The following is a 22,393-nucleotide window of genomic DNA, read 5'->3' on the forward strand; positions in this document are numbered from 1 at the left end:
TATGAAAATTACTGGAAACCAAATCTTTTGGATGATGTTTTCTTTTATAATTGGAAACACCATGTTAATTTCTGTCTCAAGGGTTCTAAACCATTCAAAACAAGACGCATGGATTTCCTATATTGTTTCTCTCTTGTTAGGTACTTTTTGTATTTTTATAGCCATAAAAGCTGGACAATTGTACCCTGAACTTACCTTAGTTGAACTTTGTAAATTTGTATTCGGTAAATGGATAGGTACACTTATTGTCCTCGTTTATTTGGTACAGTGGTATACAGTCATTGCAAATATAATAAGTGAGTTCACTGTATTTGCCATTGCCATATTACTTCCAAATACACCTCCATGGCTGTTTTATTTTTCCATGCTCTTATTAGTGATTTATGTCGTTTTCAGCTCAGGAATTGAAGGAATTGGACGCAGCAGTGAAGTATTTGGTCCTATCATTTTCTTATCTGCAATATTATTAATTCTTTTATCAATAACTAATATGGAATTTAAAAAAATTCTGCCTGTTTTCTTAGATACAGGTTTTATTCCAATTATAAAGGGTGCAGTACCCTCTACTGCTTTTTTTGCAGAAGTTGTCATAATCCTAATGTTAATTAAATTTTTGGATGATAAAAAAAGGGGGCCATTTAAAACGATTTGGGGTTTACTTCTTGCAGGCACTTTGACGATTTTTGTAGTCATTGGAATAATAATGATTATTGGTCCTGAAGTAGCAGCCAAACAAAGTTATCCTTTTTTTGATATGATCGGTTATATTAATATTATGGAATTTATACAAAACCTTGAAATAATTGCTGTAATAGTTTGGATTCTCAGTGTATTTATCAAATTATCAGTTTATTTTTTCATTGCTAGCTATGGAACTGCTCAATTATTCAAGGTTAAGGATTGGCGAAAGACCATTTGGTTTGTAGCAGTCATTTCTTTTATTTTGTGCTTTCAATTTAAAAACGAAAACCTTCATGGATTCAAATATATAGAAACTTATTGGTTAAAGTTTGTTTTACCAGTGAATATGATGATTATTCCGTTCTTATTATGGGTGGTAGGAAGCATCCGAAAAAGAACAAAAAGAGTATCTATTGGGGATAAATGAATCTTTCACTTGGATAAAAACCATCGTAACAAAAAAAATTAAATCATTGGAACAGTAAATATTAGAACATAATAAGAGGAAAGTCGAAAAAATAGACTTTTTCAGCGGTCTTGTACCGCCATCTGCTTCCTTTCTCATCTATACTAGGATAGACTGTTAATAAGAATACTGAACGAACAGGATTGCCCTTTTATAGGAGAGTGGATTATATTTATGAGAAAAATTATTTTGTCGACAGAAAGTGGTGCGGATTTACCAATTGAATTAGTTGAGAAGCATAATCTCCAAGTTGTCCCGATGCATGTAGTTATGGATGGACACGATTATCTAGATGGACATTTACCTGTAGGGGAAATTTATGACTATTATGAGAGGACCAAAAAAATCCCCTCTACATCGGCTACAAATTCACATGAATATCATGAGTTTTTTACGAGAATCAAAGATAACTTTCCAGACTGCATTATTATTCATATTGGATACACGTCAAAAGCGTCTGCTTCTTTCCAAAGTGCTGTCATTGCATGCGAAGAACTCGATGATATTTTTCTAATCGATGCTTTGAATGTGACAGGTGGGTTGGCTGCTATTGTGATGTATGCTGCCGATTTGTTAGAGAAAGAACCTACGATTGAGCCGGCACACTTAGTTGAAAAAATTAAAGCAATCGTTCCTAAATCGAGACTAGCATTTGTTCCAGGAAGCTTAGAATTTTTAAGAGCAGGTGGACGCGTAAGTAATGTCGCCTATCTAGGGGGGGCTTTGTTAAAAATAAAGCCACTTATCGAGTTAATAGATGGAAAGCTAGTTTCAACAAAAAAGTATCGTGGAAAAATGGAAGCTGTGGCAGAAAAAGTCTTCCAAGATTATTTAAATGAGTACAAGATTGATAGAGAACAACTTTATTTTATCTACTCCATCGGCCTTGATGAAAAAATCATGCAAAGAATGGAAGAAATCGCAAAAGAAAAAGGATTCAAAAATGTAAAATGGATTCAAGCTGGTGCCATGATATCTACTCACTCTGGACCAGGTGGATTCGGAATTGCTGGAATAGAAGAATAATTTTTGAAAAAATCACCCTCTAGTCATGGTCAATTAAACTCAAAAAGGGCACAAGGACGGTTCTTCGTTTTGAAGAACCGTCCCTGTGTTTTTGGAATATGCATGAAGAAAGAGTTATTTTTACTATAGATGGGGGGATTAAATGATACAAATACTGGGGAAACCCTTACAAAAGACGGACTTGTGGGAATCTGAAAGTATTGAAGGTACCATTATCAAACGAATGAATGAAGCAAAGCTAATATATTCCTATCAGAACCTCGATGAGTTAATATTTGAGCTGAATGTAAGAAAAAACATCATAGATAGTGCAAAAGAGATGAAAAAGGGTAAGGCAAAGTTTAATATTTTCAAAAATGCTCGAGGAAACCCTCAATACTGGCAGGTGTCGAATGTTGGTGTATTTCAACTGAGGCTTGGAGCAAAACCATCTGACGCCATTCGTGATATATTCGTAAATAGTTCACTTTATACGTTTGAATGTGCAACTGCTATTGTCATGATCTATTACTACGCCCTTCTAAAAATAATTGGCGATACTTCATTTAATGCCATTTTCCAGAACCTCTTTTTATATAGTTGGCATTTAGCTTCTGATTATAAAATTTATACCTTTTTTGGAAAATTTCTTGTTCCAGGAGATGTTGTTTATATTGATAATCCCGATGTTGACCCCAAAAAATATTGGTGGAGAGGACAAAATGTCATTGATTTGGGAGACGGAACCTTTTTTGGACATGGTTTTGGAATTAGGACCACTGAAGAAATGATTGAACTTTTGAATGAAAAAAGAATGCCTGGAAGTAAGATGTCTGCCTATCTGACAAATCTAATTACAAGACCGTCTTTTAAAGATTTAGTTTTTCTAAGATCATTGGCCTAGTTAGATTCCCTTTGTACATGACACTAACCCAGACGAAAACAAATTTCTATATTTACTACTAGACGGGCTCCCTTTTCATCAATCCGAGTATACTGTAGTGTTAAGACCTAGTTACCTTTTTTTGAAAAGAAGGGAAGTGTTAAAATGTTTAGAATGGAAAACGCACCACCTGTTTTAAGTGCCAATATACCTCCACAACCTATGCCACAGCCCATGCCACAACCTATGCCACTACCAATTCAACCTTCATGCTATCCGGAGCCTGCCTTTTGTTATGCAGCCCCTGTAAATAGATGCAATGATTTTGTATTAATAGTTGTGTTATTTATTCTATTAATCATTGTTGGGGCAACTCTTTGTGTTTGCATAGACTAATTGATATCATAGCATTTCATGAAAACTCCAGAATACGAACTGGAGTTTTTTTCATTTGTCGGTAGATCAACATAAACAAGAGCGGCTTTCTTAATTGGAAATGAATGACACACTCAACTTCTTTGGTGCTCTCAAACCGTCCCAATGCTTCAAAAATTCAGTTTATCTGGGTTCATAGAAATATAGATTTCTTGTATTTGATCTTGTTTTATATAAAAGCTGATGACACTTTGAACTTTGTTATTCATATGATTTACAATAGCAGGCTGCCCATTTATATTTTTAACTTCAAAAAAGAAGTCGTTGGGAGCTTTTTTGACGACACCGTAAAGTAATGATAATACATTTGATAATGACACGATTGGGCGAATAGCTGCATTTACCTTTCCGCCGCCATCAGAGTAAAGGGTCACATTTTCATGGATTATCTCAAATAAAGCAGTTATATTTTGGGTTTGAAATGCATGGATAAAGCGATAAACGATGGACGCATTCGTTTCATAGTTTAGGCTTTCTCCCTCGATTTGGGACATTTTCTGCTTTGCCCGGCTAAAAAGCTTTCGACAGGCTTCTTCCTTCTTTTCTAGGATAATCGCAATCTCTTTATAAGAAAAGCCATACACCTCCTTGAAAAGCAGGACAACACGTTCGTCTGGAGATAGATGCTCCATCATTCTTAAAAAAGCAAAGCTTAATCCTTCTTTTTGGATAATAACTTCTGATGGATCATTTTCTAAAAGTAAAGGCTCCGGATTCCATGGGCCGATATATTGTTCTCGCCGATGCCGTGCCGATTTGAGTAAGTCAAGACAGCGGTTCGTCATCATTTTGCACAGATACGCTTTTTTATTCTCAATCTTCTCATCATTGACTTGATACGCTTTTAAAAACGTGTCTTGGACAAGGTCCTCAGCTTCCGCAACCGAACCTAACATCCTGTAACCCAATGAAAACAATAATGGTTTGTACTGCAGATAATCATCATTGCTTATTTGCACGCTTTTCACTCCATTTCTTTAGAGATAATCGCTTCTGCTGCAGCTTTGCCACTACTGATGGCCGCTTCTGATAAGATGTAGTCAGGTGAAGCCCAATCTCCTGCTATATATAATCCTGGTATAGTAGTTTTAGAACGTGGCACTAGTTTTTGCTCATCTCCAACAAGTGGGAAGCGCTGATTGACAGTAATTTGTGGTATAAACCTTTTAGTAATCACAAATTTTTGCCAGCCTGTCTGGACTTTATCTAAAAATTGTTCCAACTCGAGTTGAACCTTCTTTCCATCAATCGCTTCTTTGTTATGATAATATTTAAAAACATGTAAGACCACACTATTACGATGATTAGAGAGTCGGGCATAATGAGAATGTACGGAGAAATACATCGGCTCACTTATACCCATAGCAAATAATTGCTTCGCATCAGGTAACTCTGTTAATGCAACATCTAAAGTGGCACCTTGAACACTGTTAATATCGGTAAAAAATCCACGCTGAGTCATGGTGACACTTTCACTTAAAATTTGATTCAATTCATGTGGTCCAATCGTACTGATAACATACCTTGCTGTTATATTCTTACTTGTAGAAGTTTCTAGTCTGAAATGACCATCGTCTACTTGCGTTATTTCCTTTACATTTGTACGAGTTTGAACCTTTACATGCTTGATAACGGCTTGGTTATGAAGTTGGTCTATGAGCGATTGCCAACCATAATCAAGATAAAGGACACCACCAAGTGCGATTTTGATATGGGTCATAATTAGTTTAGCACTCAATACTTCAGGTCCGTGGCAATAAGTTGAAAGTCTAGCTAAAATAAATAGTAAGCTTTGAACTTTTAGTGATGGGGTAGCTTGAACAACCCAGTTTTTAAAAGACAAATTTGCTAATTCTGCTAGATTCATTTGCTGTATTTTTAGTAAAATGCCCATCCAATCAAGGCGTTCCTTCCAATTTAAGTAGTTCGTTGACAGTAGTCCTAAAGGCGAAAAAGGGGCAACATATTTCATTTCATGATCAATTAATGTGACACTTTGTTTCGGTGATTTCCCCATCAGTTGAACACCAAATTCTTCAAGAATTGGTTTGGCTTTTCCTTTTTTATAAAGAGCATGTGGACCAAGATTGAAATACTGTTGATGAATTCGATCTGTCCGAGCTCGACCGCCAACCTTTGCACCTTTTTCAAGTATTAATATGGATAAATTGGTTTTAGCTAAATAATTCGCCGCAACATACCCAGCCAATCCGCCACCGATAATCACGACATCCCATTTTTGAGTCATTTGAAAACCTCCAATTGTTATCTTCATTCACATGACGAGGGAGTGAGGGGGTTTGTGACTTGATGGCTTGTCCTAAATTAACTAACCAGCGAAATAAGCGGAGAAATTCCGGTTAAATTCAGAATGGAGCTCCTTTCGGGCTAAATAAGGGGAGATTTTCCGCTTATGCCAAGCAAAATCCCCCATTTTAACGTTTTTCGAATTAATAGTCGGAATCCCTCCGTCTATATAACCTATTTTCAATGCTATTAACTAATTAACAGGAATTTTTCCGTTTATTTATCGGTTCCGATGTGCTTATCCGATTTAGCAACTGATTATAAGGATCCCTCGGTTACTTATGGTTATGGCCCATACCGATTAACCCAAATGAATTTTCAAGTATAACCATAGTTTTGCATGTGTTTTATAGTACAATAAAATAATATCATTTGGGCAATAATGATTAACCTTCACGCCTTTTCTCAATTATGGTGATAAAAATTATTATGAGGATATGAGAAATTGAGTTCATGTACATTTATAGCAACAAATTATGAAATTCCAGAAGTGGATAATACAAAGGCAAAGTATATTACAGTTAAAAGCTATACATTTAGGAATAAAACCACATGAATTGGTGCCTTGGGAGGATATGGACCCGAGTGCTCAAATATTGTTTGTTGAAAAAAAGGACGATTTAAATGAATTGGTCTTAAAAAAGGATACTTACTATGATGTAAGTGGGTATTCAAGCTTTCTGTTCGTATATGAAGTGAATTTTCACTATTCAGAACTGAGGACAAAACAATTACTAGAGTTTTTAAATGAAAATATAAGAGAAGGATAGATTTTAGAACTATGGAAAGTATGGATTAATAATGAGGATGTTGAGATTAATATACCATTCACTAGATGTAGATATGAAGACTTATCTCTAAACCATCTGATACCTCTTTTTAATTCAAATCATGAAAAATATAAGAGACAAAATTGTATCGTAATCGAAAGATGATAAATGTTTTATATCTAATAATCTGTGTGCCAAAACAAGAACACCATACCTCAACCTCCATAAGTGGAAAAAGATCAATTTATCAAATTATTGCTTAATTAATTTGAACTTCTTTACAGGAGAGATAAAGATGAAAATATTAGTTGATGCCGACGCCTGTCCGGTAAAAGATATTATTATTTCTGAAGGAAGGAACGCTGAACTTCCAGTTATTCTGGTTACTAGCTTTTCTCATTTTTCTAATGTAGAACAACCATCAGGGGTGGAAACCATTTATGTGGATTCAGGAGCAGATGCTGCAGATTATCGGATTATGAAGTTAGCAGAAAAAGGTGATATTATTGTTACACAAGATTATGGTCTTGCTTCACTAGGATTGGCAAAAGGAAATATAGTTCTCCACCATAAAGGGTTTAGTTATACAAATGAAAACATAGACCAATTATTACAAACACGTTATTTAAGTGCAATGGCTCGAAAAAGCGGTAAGCGAACAAAGGGACCAAAGCCTTTTACTGCAGAAGATCGGGAGCAATTTAGGGCACTTTTTAACCAAGTTATTTCTCGTTATGTATAGCCAAGGCTTAGAGGATTTTAATAAAACTAAAAATGATTCGAAAATTCCTAAAAGGTAATTAGGGTTCTGGAAGGAGATAAATATAATGAAGTATATGAAATCGCAAATGCAACAGCTCATTAAGGATAACAAAGAATTACATACACGCCTAAAAGAATTAAAGGCAGAACATGGCCTCGAAAAAAACAATGCCCTCAAGGCTTTGTATCATTCAGAAGTTGCTGACGGCGGAAAGTACCAGTTAACCTACCAAGCACTTGATCAGCCTAGAAAGTAGTGAACAGGGACGGCTCCTTTGGTTCGAAAGGAAGCAAGAAATCCGTCTAGGTGTTTTTGTTTTAGACTGTCAAGGAAAAAAATTTTTCAGTCCATGCGTAGGTATTAAAAATACTACTATTTGAACATTTTAAAATGGTAACAAATAGAATGTAATCGTGCCCGAAACCCAAGGCAGGAAGGGAATACGGTAACGAATAGAAGGTAAGCTGGGTGGGCAGTGGCACTTCCAGTTGAGGTGAGCTGAGCTGGTACAACCGCAATACTTATAGATGAAGATGAAATCATCGTTTTTTGTAATAGTGAGTTTCACGCTTCTTGGCTTGAAACACGATATTAAGAAGAAATTTTTTTCGCCGCAAAAGAAGTTGCAGGTAGTACCTACTACATAGAATTTGCTTATGATTAATAGGCTTTTTGAAGTTTTTTCTATCAAAATTGGTGTCTGGCCCTAACCATGGACAAATGTCTACTGACAGGGCAAGACACCTTAATAATTAAGCGGAGTTTTTCCGGTTAAACTTCGTAATAGGGCTGGATTTGGGGTAAATAAGCGGATATTTTCCGGTTAAGCGAAGGGAAATGACCCAAATTGACGCTTTTTGAGTAAATAGTCGGAATTCTTCCGTCTATTTAGGCTATTTTCAGTGCTATTTTGTAATTAAGGGAAATTTTTCCGCTTATTTATCTACCAATGATGATCATGTACCTTTTTGGGGGGAAATCGGTGTCTGGCCCTAACCATGGACAAATGTCTACTGACAGGGCAAGACACCTTAATAATTAAGCGGAGTTTTTCCGGTTAAACTTCGTAATAGGGCTGGATTTGGGGTAAATAAGCGGATATTTTCCGGTTAAGCGAAGCGAAATGACCCAAATTAACGCTTTTTGAGTAAATAATCGGAATTCTTCCGTCTATTTCCGCTATTTTCAGTGCTATTTTGTAATTAAGGGAAATTTTTCCGCTTATTTATCTACCAATGATGATCATGTATCTTTTTGGGGGGAATCGGTGTATGGCCCATCGTGGCAGTAATCGCTGTTGGTATTTCTTCGCATAAAAAGAAATAACCCACCCCAGCTCTGACAAAGTTAGGTGGATTATTTCGCCTCAGGTCACTGCTCTTCTTGCAGTTTAGCTGTATAGGAAGCTTCCAGTTGCTGCTGGTAGCTCTTTTTTAGTATATGAATATTCATCTTAAGTATAATCTTATATAAAATAAAGTAAAGGATCAAGAGGGCTTGGGCAGAGGTCTTCTGCTCCAAAATGAAGTAAAAGAACCCTCCGTCCTCGTGCTTTTTCAAGAGAACACCTCCAAATAGGTGTCCCCTTATTTATTTTTCGCAGAGTCATAGTCCTTTCTTTTGCCATTTTAGAAAGAAATGAAACTTTTCCTTATTTTTCTGTATAATGGACACGGAAAACCTACTTTATATGAGCTCATTTTTGAAAGACTAATTCAAGATTAGTTTTCTGATTTACAGTAAGGATGATATGTCAAAATGAGCTTAATTTATTAAGCGATTGAATTTGCGGCACACAAACATCGCCAACAACAGCGTAAGGGGACCGACATGTGATTCTTTGAAAACAAAAAAATCTATCATTAAGTTCTTTCGCTTGGTATAATTAGGTTACAAGTGAATTTAATTAGGTGAAGGCGCCTTTAATTGTTAGTCCATTTTGATGTGGCTAACCATTAAGGTGCCTTTTTGTCTATTTTTCGTGCCTTGTTATTGTAAACGCTTTCTGAATACAAGGGGAAATATGACTTTATTTATAAGCGGAGGGAGATGGCTATATGTATACTTGTACTGTTAAAAACGAAAGATTTCAATTCCAGTCAATCCGAGAGATATTAGCGAAGGCCAGTGAGGAGAAGTCGGGAGACAAAATGGCTAGGATTGCTGCTCAATCCTATCTGGAGCGTATGGCTGCTAAAGTTGTTTTAAGTGAACTTACACTTAAGGAAATTTTTGAAAACCCTGTTATTCCTTATGAACAAGATGAAGTGACACGTATCATCTATGATGATATCAATCAATATATTTATAAGGAAATTTCTCATTGGTCTGTTGGTGAGTTAAGGGATTATATTTTGTCCCACAAAACCAATACCTCCGATCTGTTCCGCATCAGTAAAGGCTTAACAAGTGAGATGATTTCTGGTGTTTCTAAGTTGATGTCGAGTATCGATTTGGTGATGGCTTCACAGAAAATAAGACCGATTGCGCACTGTAATACCACTATTGGTGAAGCTGGACGCTTGGCGTTCCGTTGTCAACCCAACCATCCAATTGATAATCCTGAGGGTATTTTAGCTTCCTTGAAAGAAGGTTTATCCTATGGATCCGGAGATGCGGTGATTGGGGTAAATCCAAATAATGATTCCGTTGAGTCCGTTTCAAAAATCCTACATATGACTCATGATTTTATGCAAAAATGGGAAATTCCCACACAAAACTGTGTACTTGCTCATATAACAACACAGATGCAAGCCTTACGAAAAGGAGCTCCGATTGCTCTAATGTTCCAGAGTCTTGCTGGAACACAAGCGGCTAATAATGATTTTGGAATTTCTAAAGAAATTCTAGATGAGGCCTTTGAGATGATGGCTAAATATGGCACGTCAACTGGACCAAATCAGCTCTACTTTGAAACCGGACAAGGTTCAGAGGTATCTTTAGATGCGCATCTTGGTGTAGACATGCAAACACTTGAAGCTAGGACCTACGGGTACGCTCGCCATTGGAAGCCTTTCATGGTAAATAATGTCTCCGGTTTTATTGGACCAGAGACGATATATGATGGCAAACAAGTGATTCGTGCGGATCTTGAGGATCTTTTTATGGGGAAATTACACGGACTTCCAATGGGAATTGCGCCAACCTATACGAACCATATGCAAGCTGACCAAAATGACCAAGAAATTGCCGGTATGTTAACAGCATTAGCTGGAGCGAATTTCTACATGGGTGTTCCTGGTGGGGATGATGTTATGTTGAGCTACCAAGATACTAGTTATCACGATGACGCTAGTTTAAGAGAAATGCTTGGTCTACGGCCATTACGAGAATTTGAACTTTGGTTAGAGAAAATGGGGATAATGGAAAATGGACGTTTAACTGAGCGGGCAGGAGATTTATCTATTTTTAAATAAGAAAGGAGGATTCAAAGGATGGATATTGAAGTTATTGTAAAACAAGTCTTGGAAGAACTAACAAAAGTTGAAAAAAGCAAGACTAATAGTATAAATGCTTCTAAAGAAAAAGTAGAAGAGGTTATTCGGAAAGTCGTGTTTAATAAAGAAAAAGCTGTTGGAGTGGACAATCCAGCCGATGAAGAAATGATTGAAAAGGTGCAAAAGATAACCCCTGCAAGAATTGGAATTGGACATACAGGTACTCGAATGAAAACACGTGATTATTTAGATTTCCGTATCGATCATGCAGCAGCACAAGATGCTGTTTTTAAAGGGGTATCTGAAGAGTTTTTAAAAGAATTACAACTCCCGGTTCTTCAATCAAAATCATCTTCGATGGATGAATATTTAATGAATTTAAATAGCGGCCGAAAGCTAGATGAAGCTTCACGAAAATGGGCCGAGGAGCATTTACCTAAAAACAAACAAGTTCAGATTATTGTATCAGACGGACTTAGCTCATCAGGGATTGAGGCTAATATTTCAGATTTACTACCTGCGTTAATTCAAGGATTAAAGGTGAGAAATATATCCATCGGTGATCCAGTTTTTATAAAGAGAAGTCGGGTATGGATTCAAGATGAAATTGCAAAGATTGTTAATTGTGATGTTGTTATCTCTTTAATTGGAGAAAGACCAGGCCTTGCCACTTCTAAAAGTATTAGTGCATACCTCATCTACCGCCCAAATCAAGACACAGTTGAAGCTGACCGAACAGTTATTTCTAACATTCATGAAGGGGGAGTCCCTCCTGTTGAGGCTGGAGCGTTTTTAGCTGATTTACTAGCAGATGTATTAAAAGCGAAAACTAGTGGAGTGAAATTCGCACAAATGAAATAGTTCAATGGTAAATGATAGGGCGATTTCTAAAGATAACTGTGATCGCCCTATTAAACTGAAATCTATTATTTTCAGAAATATTCAAATATTTGACACAGTTAATTAGTTAACACTATAATAACACTAATAATCATTCATTTTTCGAAACACTTTAGGAGAGTTACAACAAATGATAAACAACCGTGTGGAAGAATTATGTGACCTTCATACGAATCTACTGAATGAAGATGTTCAAAAAATCAAAGAGATTGTCGTTAATTTACCGTTAATCGCTGACTTAAATAAGGCGAATGTATTTATTGACTGTCCAACAAGAGAAGGTAAACATGCAATAGTGGTTGCAGAAGCTGCACCCACAACGGCTAATTCCGTCTATAAAAAGCCTGTAGTAGGTAAAATTGCCTACGAGGCCTTCGAACCGTCTGTATTTTTTACCTTACGTACAGGAAAACCGATGTTTCTTAATCGAGCACTTACTCAAGAAGGTAAGACCGTTGATCAAAGCGTGGTTCCCATTAAAGGCAGCCATAACCGTGTAATCGGAACGTTAATCATGGAAAAAGATATTAGTGAGCAACTTATAAGTCAAAATAAAATGGAAGCGTTGTCAGAAGCGACAGAAACGTTAAGTGAAATTTTGATTGGAATGACAGAGAATAAACCGATTATTCCAGAGGTGATTGAGGATGCATTATTCTTTATCGATCCAAGTGGAAAGATTATTTATTCCAACCCTGCTGCTACGAACCTAATCGAGGAAATAGGGGAGAGACAAAGTAACATTTATTACGATCTTATTCACTATTTTCCTAGTATTAAAGATATCCTTGATAATCCGGAAGAACTAATTGTTGAAGAAGTTAAGATTTTCGGAAAAATCTTTCAAGTGAAAAAAATCAAGCTAGGTCAGCAAGAAAAGCCAAATGGTACTTTCATTATTTTGAAGAACATTACGGAATTAAGGGAAAAAGAGAGAGAATTAATTGTAAAATCTGTCGCTATTCGCGAAATTCATCATCGTGTAAAAAACAACCTGCAAACCGTAGCAAGTCTACTCCGCCTTCAAATGCGTAGAGGTCTTCCAGAGGAGAGCAAGGTGCACTTTGTTGAAAGCTTAAATCGGATCTCCAGTATTGCCTCTGTGTATGAAATCATTCTATCTAGTTCAAGTGTCGATGAAGTTGATATTTATAGTCTGATAGAAAAGATTGGAAATATGTTAGTGTATGAGGCAGAACAAGATAATAAGCAGATTCATATGAACTATTCTGGACCGCAACTACTTATTCATTCTAGTAAAGCAGTTTCGGTTGCTCTAGTGATTAATGAGTTAATCCAAAATTGTGTCAAGCATGCCTTTCATCATACTTCAGAAGGAACAATCGAAGTCCATTTTCAACAGAAAGATTTTGAAATGGTAATAGATGTTATAGATAATGGTGTAGGCTATTCGCTAAACGCCAAACCATCCTTGGGGTTAGATATTGTTAGGATGATGATTGAGCACGATTTATCTGGTCAATTTAAAATTGAACGAGCCGAAAAGGGGACAATTGCTTCAGTCAAATTCCCGATAGAAAAGGAGGCTGTTCATGGATGAAAAAGCGAATTATTTTAGTCGAAGACGAATCCATAGTCCGTTTAGATGTCGCGATGATGCTAGAGGATGCCGGATACGAGGTAATTGCTCAAGCAGGTGATGGTGAAAAAGCTGTTGAACTAGCTTTTTCGTTAAAGCCTGACCTCATCATTATGGATATCAAGATGCCTAAGTTGAATGGTTTGAAAGCAAGTGAAATCATTTCTAAAAGTAGTAATATACCAATTTTGCTCTTAACGGCATATAGTCAAAAAGAATATATTGATAAAGCCAAACAAGCTAATATTATGGGCTACTTAGTTAAGCCTATTAGTGAAGCTAATTTAATTCCAGCTGTTGAAATTGCTCTAAGGCAAGCTGAAAATACAAAGGCTTATCGTGAGCAAGTCGAAAATATGAACAAGCAGCTCTTGGATCGAAAAATGATTGAAAAAGCAAAAGGAATTATTATGAAGAAATTGGATCTTTCTGAAGAAGACGCGTTTAAAAAACTGCGGAAACTTAGTATGAATAAGCAGGTTACACTGGAAAATGTAGCAAAACAAATTATTTTAAAATATAATTCGTAAAGCCTTCAAAAAGTGAATAGACCGGGCAAAGGTGCTCTGCGGTTTTAATTCAAGAAACCGTACGGCACCTTTTTGTCTTTTTTGGGAGTTACCATATGATCTTTCGGAAGTATTCCATTTAAGAGGCAATTAGCTAAAATGGTAAGGTTTGGTTCTAGAAGGCGGCTTCATTTTCCGTTTAATATAATTATATAGAATAAGGGGGTTTTTGTATGGAGATTGTAGGTAATATTGTTATCTACATAATCATGACGTGTGCTGTGTTGGGAGCATTTGCAGCGATACGTAATAGTGACAGTGGTCTAGGAGCACAATTTATGGAAGGGCTGCATGCAGTTGGGCATATTTTCGTACCTGCTGCAGGGATTATGGCATCCATTCCATATCTTTCATGGTTTATCGACAAAGTTTGCGGACCGTTTTTTGCCGCTATCGGTGCGGATCCAGCAATTGCAGCAACAGCCATTTTAGCAACTGATATGGGTGGGTATCAATTAGCTGAAGTATTAAAACAAACCCAAGAAGGCTGGATTATGGCCATGATTGTTGGCTTTATGGCCGGAGCAACCATTGTGTTCTCCATACCAATGGGACTTGCCATGTTAGACAAGCGTGATCATAAGTATATGGCACTTGGTATTATGTCAGGGATCCTAACCATTCCATTTGGCGCACTTATTTCTAGTACAATTATTACTCTATCAAGCTCTAAATTTCGTGATTTTATTTCTACAACGGGAGAAGCAAAATATCAATTTGCATTAGGTTATGGACAAGTCATTTTGAACCTTAGTCCGCTTCTACTATTTGTTGTCTTACTTGCGGCTGGATTATATTTCCTACCTGACCTTATGATTAAGTGCTTTATGTGGTTTGGACGTATCATGGACGCTGCAATCAAATTAGTTCTTGTATTCTCAATTGTGGAAATTTTCACTGGATTATTTTCCAATGTATTCGGAAGCTGGGGCTTCCACCCAATTATGGCGGATGCTGACGATCAATTCCGGGCACTTGAAACCGCTGGTTACATCGGGATCATGCTAGCAGGTGCATTCCCAATGGTTTATTTATTACAGAAATATGCAGGTGGACCACTTGAAGCGCTAGGCCGAAAAATCGGTCTTAGTAAAGAAGGAAGCGCTGGACTTGTAGCAACGATTGCTAATATCCTAGCTATGTTCAAACTTGTAAAAACGATGCCACCAAAAGATAAAGTAATTAATATTTCTTTTGCTGTCTGTGCTGCATTCTTATTTGGAGACCATTTATCCTTTACAGCAAACTTCCAACCAACATTAATCTTACCAATTTTGGTCGGGAAAATATCTGCTGGAGTGATTGGTATTGGTCTTGCTTATTGGTTATCGGTACCGAAAGCGCTTGAATTAGAAAAAAAGGACCGCGAAGCAGGCATTATTGGTAAGGATGAGTATTTGCCAAAGAAAGATATGAAAAAAGCAATATAAATAGGGTAGTCACCATAGGAGGTCAGTTGTGATGAGTGAAGAGAAAAAACGATTTATCCAAGAATTCGTACCAGGAAAGCAAGTGACATTAAGTCATCTTATAGCCAATCCAGACCCCGATATGTTCGAGAAATTAGGAATTCAGCAAGCAGGTGCGATGGGGATTTTAACGTTAACACCAAGTGAGACCGTAATAATTGCGGGGGACTTAGCTACAAAGGCAGCCGATGTTCAGATTGGATTTCTTGACCGTTTTACAGGGAGTCTCGTGATTATCGGGAGCGTTTCCTCGGTGCAAATGGCAATGGAAGAAATTAACCGGTTTTTGTCTGAAGTATTAAGATACACCCCAGCAGAAATTACCAAGTCGTAATGGAGGTTACTAATGACGAAGAAAAATAGGGCGATGTTAATTGGCTCCATTGGTGCTGGTAAATCAACATTAACCAATGCTCTTCTAGAACGGAAGGGTAAGGCGGTTAAAACTCAAGCTCTCAACTACTCTGACTGGATTGTTGATACACCGGGCGAATACACAGAAAATCCGTTTTTTTATAAAAATATTATGGCAACGGCACTTGAAGTGACCCATGTATTATATTTGCAGGATTCTACAAAGCAAAAAACAATTTTCCCTCCTGGATTCAGTAAGGGCTTTAATAAATTGCCGATTGGAGTTGTGACTAAAAGTGATTCCGATTGTGCGGATATTGAGGCTGCTATAAGTCAATTAAGGAGGGCGATTCCAAGAGGTCCAATCGTCATTTCCTCCTCAGTGAGTGGAAAAGGTATTCAAGAAATTCGTAATTTAGTAAAATGCAATACGATTGAAGAGATGGAGGAGTATGCGAAATCCATTTCCGCAGAAGTAGTCGTTTTTTAGTTGAAAGCCTTTACAAAAATAAAACTGTATACTATATTTAAAGTATACAAATGAATTCACTAGGCAAAGGCGCCTTATACAGTCTGTCATGAAAATGATAGATTCGTATGAGGTGCCTTTTTCGTTATTTTGAAAATATTTTGTAATATGAGGTGGTCAGCATCAAAAGATATGAACCTCAAAAAGAGGATATTTTAAGTGCAGGTATAGATATCGGTACAAGTACGACAAAAATTGTCATTAGTAAATTTTCTCTTATGAATATGGCTGGTGGGATGCATATGCCACGAATAGAGATTATCAATAAGGAAGTTTTGTATCGAAGCCCAATTTACCGTACACCTTTACTGACAGCAACGAAGATTGATATTAAAGCTGTTGAAAATATCGTTAAACAAGAGTATGCCAAGGCTGGTATTCAGCCTAACGATATTCGGACCGGTGCCGTAATTATTACGGGAGAAACAGCAACAAAAGAAAATGCCCAAGAAATGGTCCACACATTATCCGATAATGCAGGCGAATTTCTTGTTGCCACAGCAGGACCTGATTTAGAGGGAATTATTGCTGCTAAAGGTTCGGGAGCCTATGAATATTCAAAAAAGACTGGGAAAGTAATCGCGAATATTGATATTGGTGGGGGAACCGCCAATGTAGCTGTCTATAAATCAGGAAAACTTTGTGGTACATGTACCTTACATATTGGTGGTAGATTAATAGAATTCAATGGTGAACAAATTAAGAGTGTGTCAATGCCGATTAAGAAATTGTTCCAACAGTGGGGTACCGTCCTAAATATAGGTGATAACAGACATATCGCGGTGATTCAAAAGTTGACCGATTATATGTCAGCTGTGATTGCTAGAATGCTAAAGTGTGAGCTCTTATCATCTGATCAGCCACTGATTTTAGGACATGAACCAAATTGGAAGGAAAAAATTGATGGGATCATGTTTTCTGGCGGAGTCGGTGAGTGTATCTACAGATACGAGAATCGTTCATCTGGAATATCCCAATATGACGACATCGGGGAAATGTTAGCCCGCTCCCTTAAGGAAAGTAAAGAACTTTCGTCTTGGGAATGGATAAACCCTGTGGAAACAGTGAGAGCTACTGTATTAGGCGCAGGTACCCAAACAACAGAAATAAGTGGTGCAACAATCCATGCTGATAGCAGTGATTTACCCATTCGGAACTTACCAGTTTATGAATTCGACTTTGACAACAACCTGTTTGAGGGATTGAAAAGGCTGCCAACCGCCTTCCAAAATGCAGTTGATTTATATGACTCACAGCGCGAAGGACAAAATTTCTCTTTATACTTAACGAATTTGCCTTATTTAGGATTTCGTGATGTACAACAATTGGCAGGCGGCATTCTGGATTCGATTAAAGCAAAACCCAATCCTAAGCAACCACTTGTCATTGTATTAGAGAGTGACCATGCAAAGGTGCTTGGACAAACCCTTCAAGTCCAAAACCCTACTCAAAGCATCATTTGTATTGATCAAATACGTGTCGACCAAGGCGACTATATCGATATTGGTCACTTACTACAAACAAATGTTGTTCCAGTGGTGATCAAAACGCTAACGTTTCATCACCAATAAGAAAGGAGGAATTTTTCCATGAAGCTACAAACGAACTATTTAGGAACGGTGTATCAATTCACCTCCTTAAAAGATTTATTTGCTAAAGCAAATGAAGAAAAATCTGGAGACCGCTTAGCGGGATTAGCAGCTGAAACTGTTCAAGAGCGAATTGCTGCTAAAGAAGTTCTTAGTCAGTTAACTCTTTCAGATATCCGTGAAAATCCAATGCTACCTCCAGACACAGATGAAGTTTCACGCATTATTGAAAGTCAGATTAATCATCCAGTTTACCAATCAATCAAGAACTGGTCAGTGGCAGAATTACGTGAATATATTTTAAGTGACACGACGACCGGTGAAGATTTAAAAAGACTTAGCCGTGGTTTAAATAGTGAAATGATTGCAGCAGTAGCGAAACTAATGTCAAATTTAGACCTCGTTCATGCTGCTAACAAAATTGAAATTTTAACAAAATGTAATATTACTATTGGTTATAAAGGAACATTACCTTCTCGACTTCAACCAAACCATCCGACTGACCATGTGGAAGGAATGATCGCTTCTCTTAAAGAGGGTTTATCTTACGGGATGGGGGATGCCGTCATCGGAATCAATCCTGTAGATGATTCAGTTGAAAGTGTCAAGCGCTTACTTCATGCGACACATGATTTTATTAGCGAATGGGAAATTCCAACACAAAACTGTGTGTTAGCTCATGTTACGGCACAAATGAAGGCCATTGAGCAAGGGGCACCTGCTGATATGATTTTCCAAAGTATTGCGGGTACAGAAGCAGCAAACCGTTCGTTTGGTATCACAGCTTCTATGCTTGAGGAAGCAAACGATATGGCTAAAAGGTTAGGGACAGGCTCAGGACCTCAACGCTTATACTTTGAAACGGGTCAAGGGTCTGAACTATCGGCTGAAGCTCACTTTGGAATCGATCAAATGACACTAGAATCTAGAAATTACGGATTCGCACGTTACTATGATCCATACATCGTTAATACTGTTGTCGGCTTTATCGGTCCTGAATATTTGTATAACAATAAGCAAGTCATTCGTGCTGGGTTAGAGGATCATTTTATGGGTAAAATGCATTGCCTGCCAATGGGAGTTGACATTTGTTATACGAACCATATTAAGGCCGACCAAAATGATATCGAAGACCTAGGGGTGCTGTTAACAGCAGCAGGAGTGAATTTTGTTATTGCCACTCCGATGGGGGATGATTGCATGTTAAATTATCAATCATTAAGCTATCACGATGTAGCTACTTTAAGACAAACAATGAATAAACGCCCATCTCCGATTTTCGCTGAATGGCTTGAAAAAATGGGTATTTTTGAAAACGGTAAGCTAAGTAAGATTGCTGGCGATCCGACCATTTTTTCACGATAGGAGCTGATAAAAAATGAATCCTGAACTAGTTGAAAAAGTCACAAAAATGATAGTAGAAAGAATACAAGCCCAACAAGAAGTGGAAAGTAATCCGGCTGCAACAACAGTGAAATTTTGGAATCATGCTCAGGGTACGGAGCCATCAGTTACCGCTAGAACAGTGGTAACTGATACGAACTCCATACAAGAAAATAATCACGGAAAAGGTCTTGTTCAATTCCGTAGTTACACAGATGATACTTCGGCATCTTCTGTAGGAGAAAAAGTGTCTACGAATCAGAAAGAAAGTTCTACTAAAGCGGCAATCGATCCTAGTCACGGAATTGATAATCCTTTAAATCCTGAGGAGCTAAAGGATCTTGTGAGTAAAACACCAGCACGTATTGGAGTAGGTCGAGCTGGATTAAGACCGAAAACAAATACTTGGCTAAAGTTCCGCTTTGATCATGCAGCTGCAGTAGATGCCGTATACGGTGATGTTCAAGAGAATCTTTTAACACGTCTAGAACTCTTTAAAGTCAATACGTTAGTGAAGGATAAGGAAACGTACATTAGACGACCTGATCTTGGACGAAAGCTTTCAGAAGAAGCAAAGCAAATGATCAAAGAAAAATGCCGTAAATCACCAACTGTACAGATCATCGTATCAGATGGGCTAAGCTCAAGTGCAGTTGACGAGAATGCAGAGGATGTTTTCTTATCTCTTCAACAATCGCTGCAAAGCTTAGGTCTTGATACAGGAACTCCTTTTTATATTGAAAAGGGTCGTGTTGCCGTGATGGATGATGTTGGCGAGTTAATACAGCCCAAAGTCGTCGTATTACTAATCGGCGAACGTCCTGGTCTTGTAAGTGCCGAATCGTTAAGTGCTTATTTATGCTATATGCCAAAAAAAGGAACGATTGAAGCAGATCGAATGGTCATTTCTAATATTCATAAAGGTGGAATACCTCCTGTCGAGGCTGGCGCCTATCTTGGAACGGTTATCCAGAAAGTATTAAAATATGAAGCTAGCGGAGTATCGCTAGTTCAAAAAGAAAGCTAGGGGGTAAGGGATATGACTTTAGAACGGATTCACGCTGAAATACTAGCTGTTCGAGTTATTCCGAATGTTGACCCTAATTTGGCTAAACAATTTAATTTGGAGCCCCATCAACGCAGTTTGGGGATTTTCACCTCAACAGTTGATGATATCGGCTATACGGCTTTAGATGAAGCGACAAAAAGATCAGATGTAGAAGTGGTGTATGCACGCTCCTTTTATGGCGGTTCCGCACACGCTTCAGGTCCTTTATCAGGAGAAATGATTGGCATAATTGCGGGTCCATCTCCGGATGAAGTAAAAAGTGGGCTAGAAGCCGTTTTCCAAACAGCTGAGGGAGATGCCTTTTTTGAGGCTCTCAATCCTGAAAAGACACATGCCATCTATGCACATGTTGTTTCAAGGACGGGTTCCTATCTTTCAAAGGAAGCAGGAATCCCTCAAGGTGAGCCACTAGCCTATCTGATTGCTCCACCACTTGAAGCCGTATATGGATTAGATGCCGCATTAAAGGCGGCAGATGTGGAACTTGTTAAGTTTTTTGGACCTCCGTCTGAAACAAACTTTGGTGGAGGGCTTTTAACAGGCTCACAATCAGCATGTCGAGCGGCAGCGGATGCGTTCCGTCAAGCCATTCTAGATATTGCTAATAATCCAAAATAAATATAGTCATACCAACAAAGGAGTATATTATGATGCAATTCGATCTTGATCTCCAAGCGATGCAGGAAATGCGGGATGCCGTAAATCGTGCAAAGGAAGCACAATTAAAATACATGTCCTATTCACAGGAACAAGTAGATGAAATTGTGAAGAAAGTCGCTGAAGCTGCCTTTGCTAAATCACTAGAATTAGCTCAAATGGCAGTAGAAGAAACAGGCATGGGTGTCGTCGAACACAAAAAGGTGAAAAACGAAGTAGGCTCAATGGCCGTTTATGAATCGATTAAAGATGAAAAGACGGTAGGAATCATTCGGGAGGATCGTTCTAATAAAATAACAGAAGTCGCCTATCCATATGGAGTGGTTGCGGGTATTATTCCAACAACAAACCCAACTTCTACAGCTATTTTTAAAGCATTGATCTCTCTAAAAACTCGAAATGCCATTGTCGTTAGTCCTCACCCACGTGCAGTGAAATGTACAATAGAGGCATTGAATATCTGTGCTGAGGCTGCCGTTCGTGCTGGGGCGCCAGAAGGATTAATTAACTGGCTATCAATCCCGTCGATGGCTGCGACAACCGAACTAATGAAACATCGCGATGTCAATCTCATTTTAGCAACCGGAGGCGGAGCATTAGTACGAGCAGCCTATAGCTCAGGTAAACCTGCCTATGGTGTAGGACCAGGAAATGTTCCATGCTATATCGAAAAAACAGCAAACATCGCCAAATCAGTTTCCATGATTATCGATAGCAAATCGTTTGATAATGGGACCATTTGTGCGACAGAGCAATCCTTAGTTGTTGACAAAAATATTGTACAAATGGTCATCCGTGAACTTAAGAATAATGGAGCCTATATCCTTAACGCTGAAGAAAAAACTTTAGTGGAAAAGACGATTAGCCCAGAAAAAGGTAAATTAAATCCAAATATTGTTGGACAAAGTGCAGTGAAAATTGCTGAGATGGCAGGGATTACCGTTCCTACATGTACGAGAGTGCTAATTGCCGAGGAAACTAGAGTAGGTAAGGATGTTCCTTTTTCCATCGAGAAGCTTTCTCCAATCTTTGCTTTATACACGGCTGATAGTTACGAGCAAGCAAAAGAATATTGCATGAAGCTATTAAATCTAGGTGGCAGAGGACATAGCTTATCCCTTCATACAAATGATGATGAAGTGGCTAAAGACTTTGTTCTGGAAATGCCTGTATCAAGAATGATGGTTAATACACTCTCTTCCATCGGTGCAGTTGGAGCGACAACAGGATTAATGCCTTCTTTAACTCTTGGCTGCGGATCATATGGAGGGAATATCACTTCAGATAACGTGTCAGCACGCCACCTCATTAATGTGAAAAGAATGGCTTATGGTATAAAGGAAGTTTCCATCCCTAAACCAACTGATTCTTGTGGAGTAACGAAGAAAGAAACAACGAAGAATCCGGATATTGAACAAATAGTTGGCCAGGTTCTAAATCAAGTAGGAACCAATAGTCAAGTAGATGCAAAAGCGATTGCTGAAATGGTAAACCAAGTTTTACAAAAATATCAAACTAACTAATTAG

At 37.9% G+C, this 22,393-nt stretch carries 22 protein-coding genes; 19 read left to right on the top strand and 3 right to left on the bottom strand.

Going from position 1 to position 22,393, the window contains the following annotated elements; all coding sequences use genetic code 11:
- The first annotated feature begins 1 nt into the window (after position 1).
- The 4 genes from LRP83_RS06560 to LRP83_RS06575 all read left to right on the top strand — a co-directional run bounded on the left by LRP83_RS06560 (position 2) and on the right by LRP83_RS06575 (position 3,431).
- Positions 2–1,108 carry a GerAB/ArcD/ProY family transporter gene (locus LRP83_RS06560; RefSeq protein WP_230495892.1) on the top strand — a complete coding sequence of 369 codons (1,107 nt, stop codon included), beginning with the start codon at positions 2–4 and terminating at the stop codon, positions 1,106–1,108.
- A gap of 213 nt (positions 1,109–1,321) precedes the next feature.
- Positions 1,322–2,173: a DegV family protein gene (locus LRP83_RS06565; protein WP_230495893.1), complete on the top strand. Its 852-nt coding sequence runs from the start codon at positions 1,322–1,324 to the stop codon at positions 2,171–2,173.
- A gap of 142 nt (positions 2,174–2,315) precedes the next feature.
- The gene (locus LRP83_RS06570) at positions 2,316–3,056 is read left to right on the top strand and encodes a protein-glutamine gamma-glutamyltransferase (protein WP_230495894.1); all 741 of its coding nucleotides are present in this window, start codon (positions 2,316–2,318) and stop codon (positions 3,054–3,056) included.
- Between the two features lie 225 nt (positions 3,057–3,281).
- Positions 3,282–3,431, top strand: a complete 150-nt coding sequence (locus LRP83_RS06575) for a YjcZ family sporulation protein (RefSeq protein ID WP_230496001.1) — start codon at positions 3,282–3,284, stop codon at positions 3,429–3,431.
- 149 nt (positions 3,432–3,580) lie between these two features.
- Here LRP83_RS06575 and LRP83_RS06580 read toward each other — a convergent pair whose 3' ends face one another.
- Together LRP83_RS06580 and LRP83_RS06585 are read right to left on the bottom strand one after the other, a co-directional pair.
- Complete coding sequence (locus LRP83_RS06580; RefSeq protein WP_230495895.1) at positions 3,581–4,429, bottom strand: RNA polymerase sigma-70 factor; 849 nt, start codon at positions 4,427–4,429, stop codon at positions 3,581–3,583.
- A 5-nt stretch (positions 4,430–4,434) separates the two neighbouring features.
- Positions 4,435–5,718 (bottom strand): phytoene desaturase family protein, encoded by a 1,284-nt coding sequence (locus LRP83_RS06585; RefSeq protein ID WP_230495896.1) that lies wholly within the window; start codon positions 5,716–5,718, stop codon positions 4,435–4,437.
- 535 nt (positions 5,719–6,253) lie between these two features.
- Here LRP83_RS06585 and LRP83_RS06590 point away from each other — a divergent pair.
- The 3 genes from LRP83_RS06590 (at position 6,254) to LRP83_RS06600 (ending at position 7,566) form a co-directional block, all read left to right on the top strand.
- On the top strand, positions 6,254–6,547 hold the full coding sequence (locus LRP83_RS06590; protein ID WP_230495897.1) for a hypothetical protein: 294 nt from the start codon (positions 6,254–6,256) through the stop codon (positions 6,545–6,547).
- Between the two features lie 295 nt (positions 6,548–6,842).
- Entirely contained in the window at positions 6,843–7,289 is a 447-nt protein-coding gene (locus tag LRP83_RS06595) for a YaiI/YqxD family protein (RefSeq protein WP_230495898.1), read from the top strand.
- 85 nt (positions 7,290–7,374) lie between these two features.
- Complete coding sequence (locus LRP83_RS06600) at positions 7,375–7,566, top strand: hypothetical protein (RefSeq protein ID WP_230495899.1); 192 nt, start codon at positions 7,375–7,377, stop codon at positions 7,564–7,566.
- A 1,115-nt stretch (positions 7,567–8,681) separates the two neighbouring features.
- Here the strand turns inward: LRP83_RS06600 and LRP83_RS06605 are convergent.
- Positions 8,682–8,870, bottom strand: coding sequence for a hypothetical protein (locus tag LRP83_RS06605; RefSeq protein WP_230495900.1), 189 nt, complete (start codon positions 8,868–8,870; stop codon positions 8,682–8,684).
- A gap of 497 nt (positions 8,871–9,367) precedes the next feature.
- On the opposite strand from LRP83_RS06605, the gene LRP83_RS06610 reads away from it, so the two are divergent.
- The 12 genes from LRP83_RS06610 (at position 9,368) to LRP83_RS06665 (ending at position 22,389) form a co-directional block, all read left to right on the top strand.
- Complete coding sequence (locus tag LRP83_RS06610) at positions 9,368–10,726, top strand: ethanolamine ammonia-lyase subunit EutB (RefSeq protein WP_230495901.1); 1,359 nt, start codon at positions 9,368–9,370, stop codon at positions 10,724–10,726.
- A 9-nt stretch (positions 10,727–10,735) separates the two neighbouring features.
- Positions 10,736–11,608 carry an ethanolamine ammonia-lyase subunit EutC gene (gene eutC / locus LRP83_RS06615; protein WP_435531331.1) on the top strand — a complete coding sequence of 291 codons (873 nt, stop codon included), beginning with the start codon at positions 10,736–10,738 and terminating at the stop codon, positions 11,606–11,608.
- 169 nt (positions 11,609–11,777) lie between these two features.
- The gene (locus LRP83_RS06620) at positions 11,778–13,208 is read left to right on the top strand and encodes a sensor histidine kinase (protein ID WP_230495903.1); all 1,431 of its coding nucleotides are present in this window, start codon (positions 11,778–11,780) and stop codon (positions 13,206–13,208) included.
- Positions 13,205–13,777: an ANTAR domain-containing response regulator gene (locus LRP83_RS06625; RefSeq protein WP_230495904.1), complete on the top strand. Its 573-nt coding sequence runs from the start codon at positions 13,205–13,207 to the stop codon at positions 13,775–13,777. Before LRP83_RS06620 ends, LRP83_RS06625 begins: the two co-directional genes overlap by 4 nt.
- Positions 13,778–13,989: 212 nt before the next feature.
- Positions 13,990–15,246 (top strand): ethanolamine utilization protein EutH, encoded by a 1,257-nt coding sequence (eutH, locus tag LRP83_RS06630; RefSeq protein WP_230495905.1) that lies wholly within the window; start codon positions 13,990–13,992, stop codon positions 15,244–15,246.
- A gap of 31 nt (positions 15,247–15,277) precedes the next feature.
- Positions 15,278–15,619, top strand: coding sequence for an ethanolamine utilization microcompartment protein EutS (eutS, locus tag LRP83_RS06635; protein WP_230495906.1), 342 nt, complete (start codon positions 15,278–15,280; stop codon positions 15,617–15,619).
- Positions 15,620–15,631: 12 nt separating this feature from the next.
- Entirely contained in the window at positions 15,632–16,129 is a 498-nt protein-coding gene (locus LRP83_RS06640; RefSeq protein ID WP_230495907.1) for a EutP/PduV family microcompartment system protein, read from the top strand.
- A 161-nt stretch (positions 16,130–16,290) separates the two neighbouring features.
- Positions 16,291–17,739 (top strand): ethanolamine ammonia-lyase reactivating factor EutA, encoded by a 1,449-nt coding sequence (locus LRP83_RS06645; RefSeq protein ID WP_230496002.1) that lies wholly within the window; start codon positions 16,291–16,293, stop codon positions 17,737–17,739.
- An 18-nt stretch (positions 17,740–17,757) separates the two neighbouring features.
- Positions 17,758–19,122, top strand: a complete 1,365-nt coding sequence (locus tag LRP83_RS06650) for an ethanolamine ammonia-lyase subunit EutB (RefSeq protein ID WP_230495908.1) — start codon at positions 17,758–17,760, stop codon at positions 19,120–19,122.
- A 13-nt stretch (positions 19,123–19,135) separates the two neighbouring features.
- Positions 19,136–20,167, top strand: coding sequence for an ethanolamine ammonia-lyase subunit EutC (gene eutC, locus LRP83_RS06655; RefSeq protein WP_230495909.1), 1,032 nt, complete (start codon positions 19,136–19,138; stop codon positions 20,165–20,167).
- Positions 20,168–20,179: 12 nt separating this feature from the next.
- Positions 20,180–20,827: an ethanolamine utilization microcompartment protein EutL gene (eutL, locus tag LRP83_RS06660; RefSeq protein WP_230495910.1), complete on the top strand. Its 648-nt coding sequence runs from the start codon at positions 20,180–20,182 to the stop codon at positions 20,825–20,827.
- A 32-nt stretch (positions 20,828–20,859) separates the two neighbouring features.
- Positions 20,860–22,389 (top strand): aldehyde dehydrogenase family protein, encoded by a 1,530-nt coding sequence (locus tag LRP83_RS06665; protein ID WP_230496003.1) that lies wholly within the window; start codon positions 20,860–20,862, stop codon positions 22,387–22,389.
- Positions 22,390–22,393: the final 4 nt, after the last annotated feature.

This window comes from Pseudoneobacillus rhizosphaerae (assembly GCF_917563885.1).
Classification (GTDB): Bacteria; Bacillota; Bacilli; order Bacillales; family Cytobacillaceae; genus Pseudoneobacillus; species Pseudoneobacillus rhizosphaerae.

What these genes read in the sequence shown, in the direction of transcription:
- LRP83_RS06560 (WP_230495892.1), top strand. Translation starts at nt 2, where the DNA reads ATGAAAATTACTGGAAACCAAATCTTTTGGATGATGTTTTCTTTTATA.
- LRP83_RS06565 (WP_230495893.1), top strand. Translation starts at nt 1,322, where the DNA reads ATGAGAAAAATTATTTTGTCGACAGAAAGTGGTGCGGATTTACCAATT.
- LRP83_RS06570 (WP_230495894.1), top strand. Translation starts at nt 2,316, where the DNA reads ATGATACAAATACTGGGGAAACCCTTACAAAAGACGGACTTGTGGGAA.
- LRP83_RS06575 (WP_230496001.1), top strand. Translation starts at nt 3,282, where the DNA reads ATGCCACTACCAATTCAACCTTCATGCTATCCGGAGCCTGCCTTTTGT.
- LRP83_RS06585 (WP_230495896.1), bottom strand. Translation starts at nt 5,718, where the DNA reads ATGACTCAAAAATGGGATGTCGTGATTATCGGTGGCGGATTGGCTGGG.
- LRP83_RS06590 (WP_230495897.1), top strand. Translation starts at nt 6,254, where the DNA reads ATGAAATTCCAGAAGTGGATAATACAAAGGCAAAGTATATTACAGTTA.
- LRP83_RS06595 (WP_230495898.1), top strand. Translation starts at nt 6,843, where the DNA reads ATGAAAATATTAGTTGATGCCGACGCCTGTCCGGTAAAAGATATTATT.
- LRP83_RS06600 (WP_230495899.1), top strand. Translation starts at nt 7,375, where the DNA reads ATGAAGTATATGAAATCGCAAATGCAACAGCTCATTAAGGATAACAAA.
- LRP83_RS06610 (WP_230495901.1), top strand. Translation starts at nt 9,368, where the DNA reads ATGTATACTTGTACTGTTAAAAACGAAAGATTTCAATTCCAGTCAATC.
- LRP83_RS06620 (WP_230495903.1), top strand. Translation starts at nt 11,778, where the DNA reads ATGATAAACAACCGTGTGGAAGAATTATGTGACCTTCATACGAATCTA.
- LRP83_RS06625 (WP_230495904.1), top strand. Translation starts at nt 13,205, where the DNA reads ATGAAAAAGCGAATTATTTTAGTCGAAGACGAATCCATAGTCCGTTTA.
- eutH (WP_230495905.1), top strand. Translation starts at nt 13,990, where the DNA reads ATGGAGATTGTAGGTAATATTGTTATCTACATAATCATGACGTGTGCT.
- eutS (WP_230495906.1), top strand. Translation starts at nt 15,278, where the DNA reads ATGAGTGAAGAGAAAAAACGATTTATCCAAGAATTCGTACCAGGAAAG.
- LRP83_RS06640 (WP_230495907.1), top strand. Translation starts at nt 15,632, where the DNA reads ATGACGAAGAAAAATAGGGCGATGTTAATTGGCTCCATTGGTGCTGGT.
- LRP83_RS06650 (WP_230495908.1), top strand. Translation starts at nt 17,758, where the DNA reads ATGAAGCTACAAACGAACTATTTAGGAACGGTGTATCAATTCACCTCC.
- eutC (WP_230495909.1), top strand. Translation starts at nt 19,136, where the DNA reads ATGAATCCTGAACTAGTTGAAAAAGTCACAAAAATGATAGTAGAAAGA.
- eutL (WP_230495910.1), top strand. Translation starts at nt 20,180, where the DNA reads ATGACTTTAGAACGGATTCACGCTGAAATACTAGCTGTTCGAGTTATT.
- LRP83_RS06665 (WP_230496003.1), top strand. Translation starts at nt 20,860, where the DNA reads ATGCAATTCGATCTTGATCTCCAAGCGATGCAGGAAATGCGGGATGCC.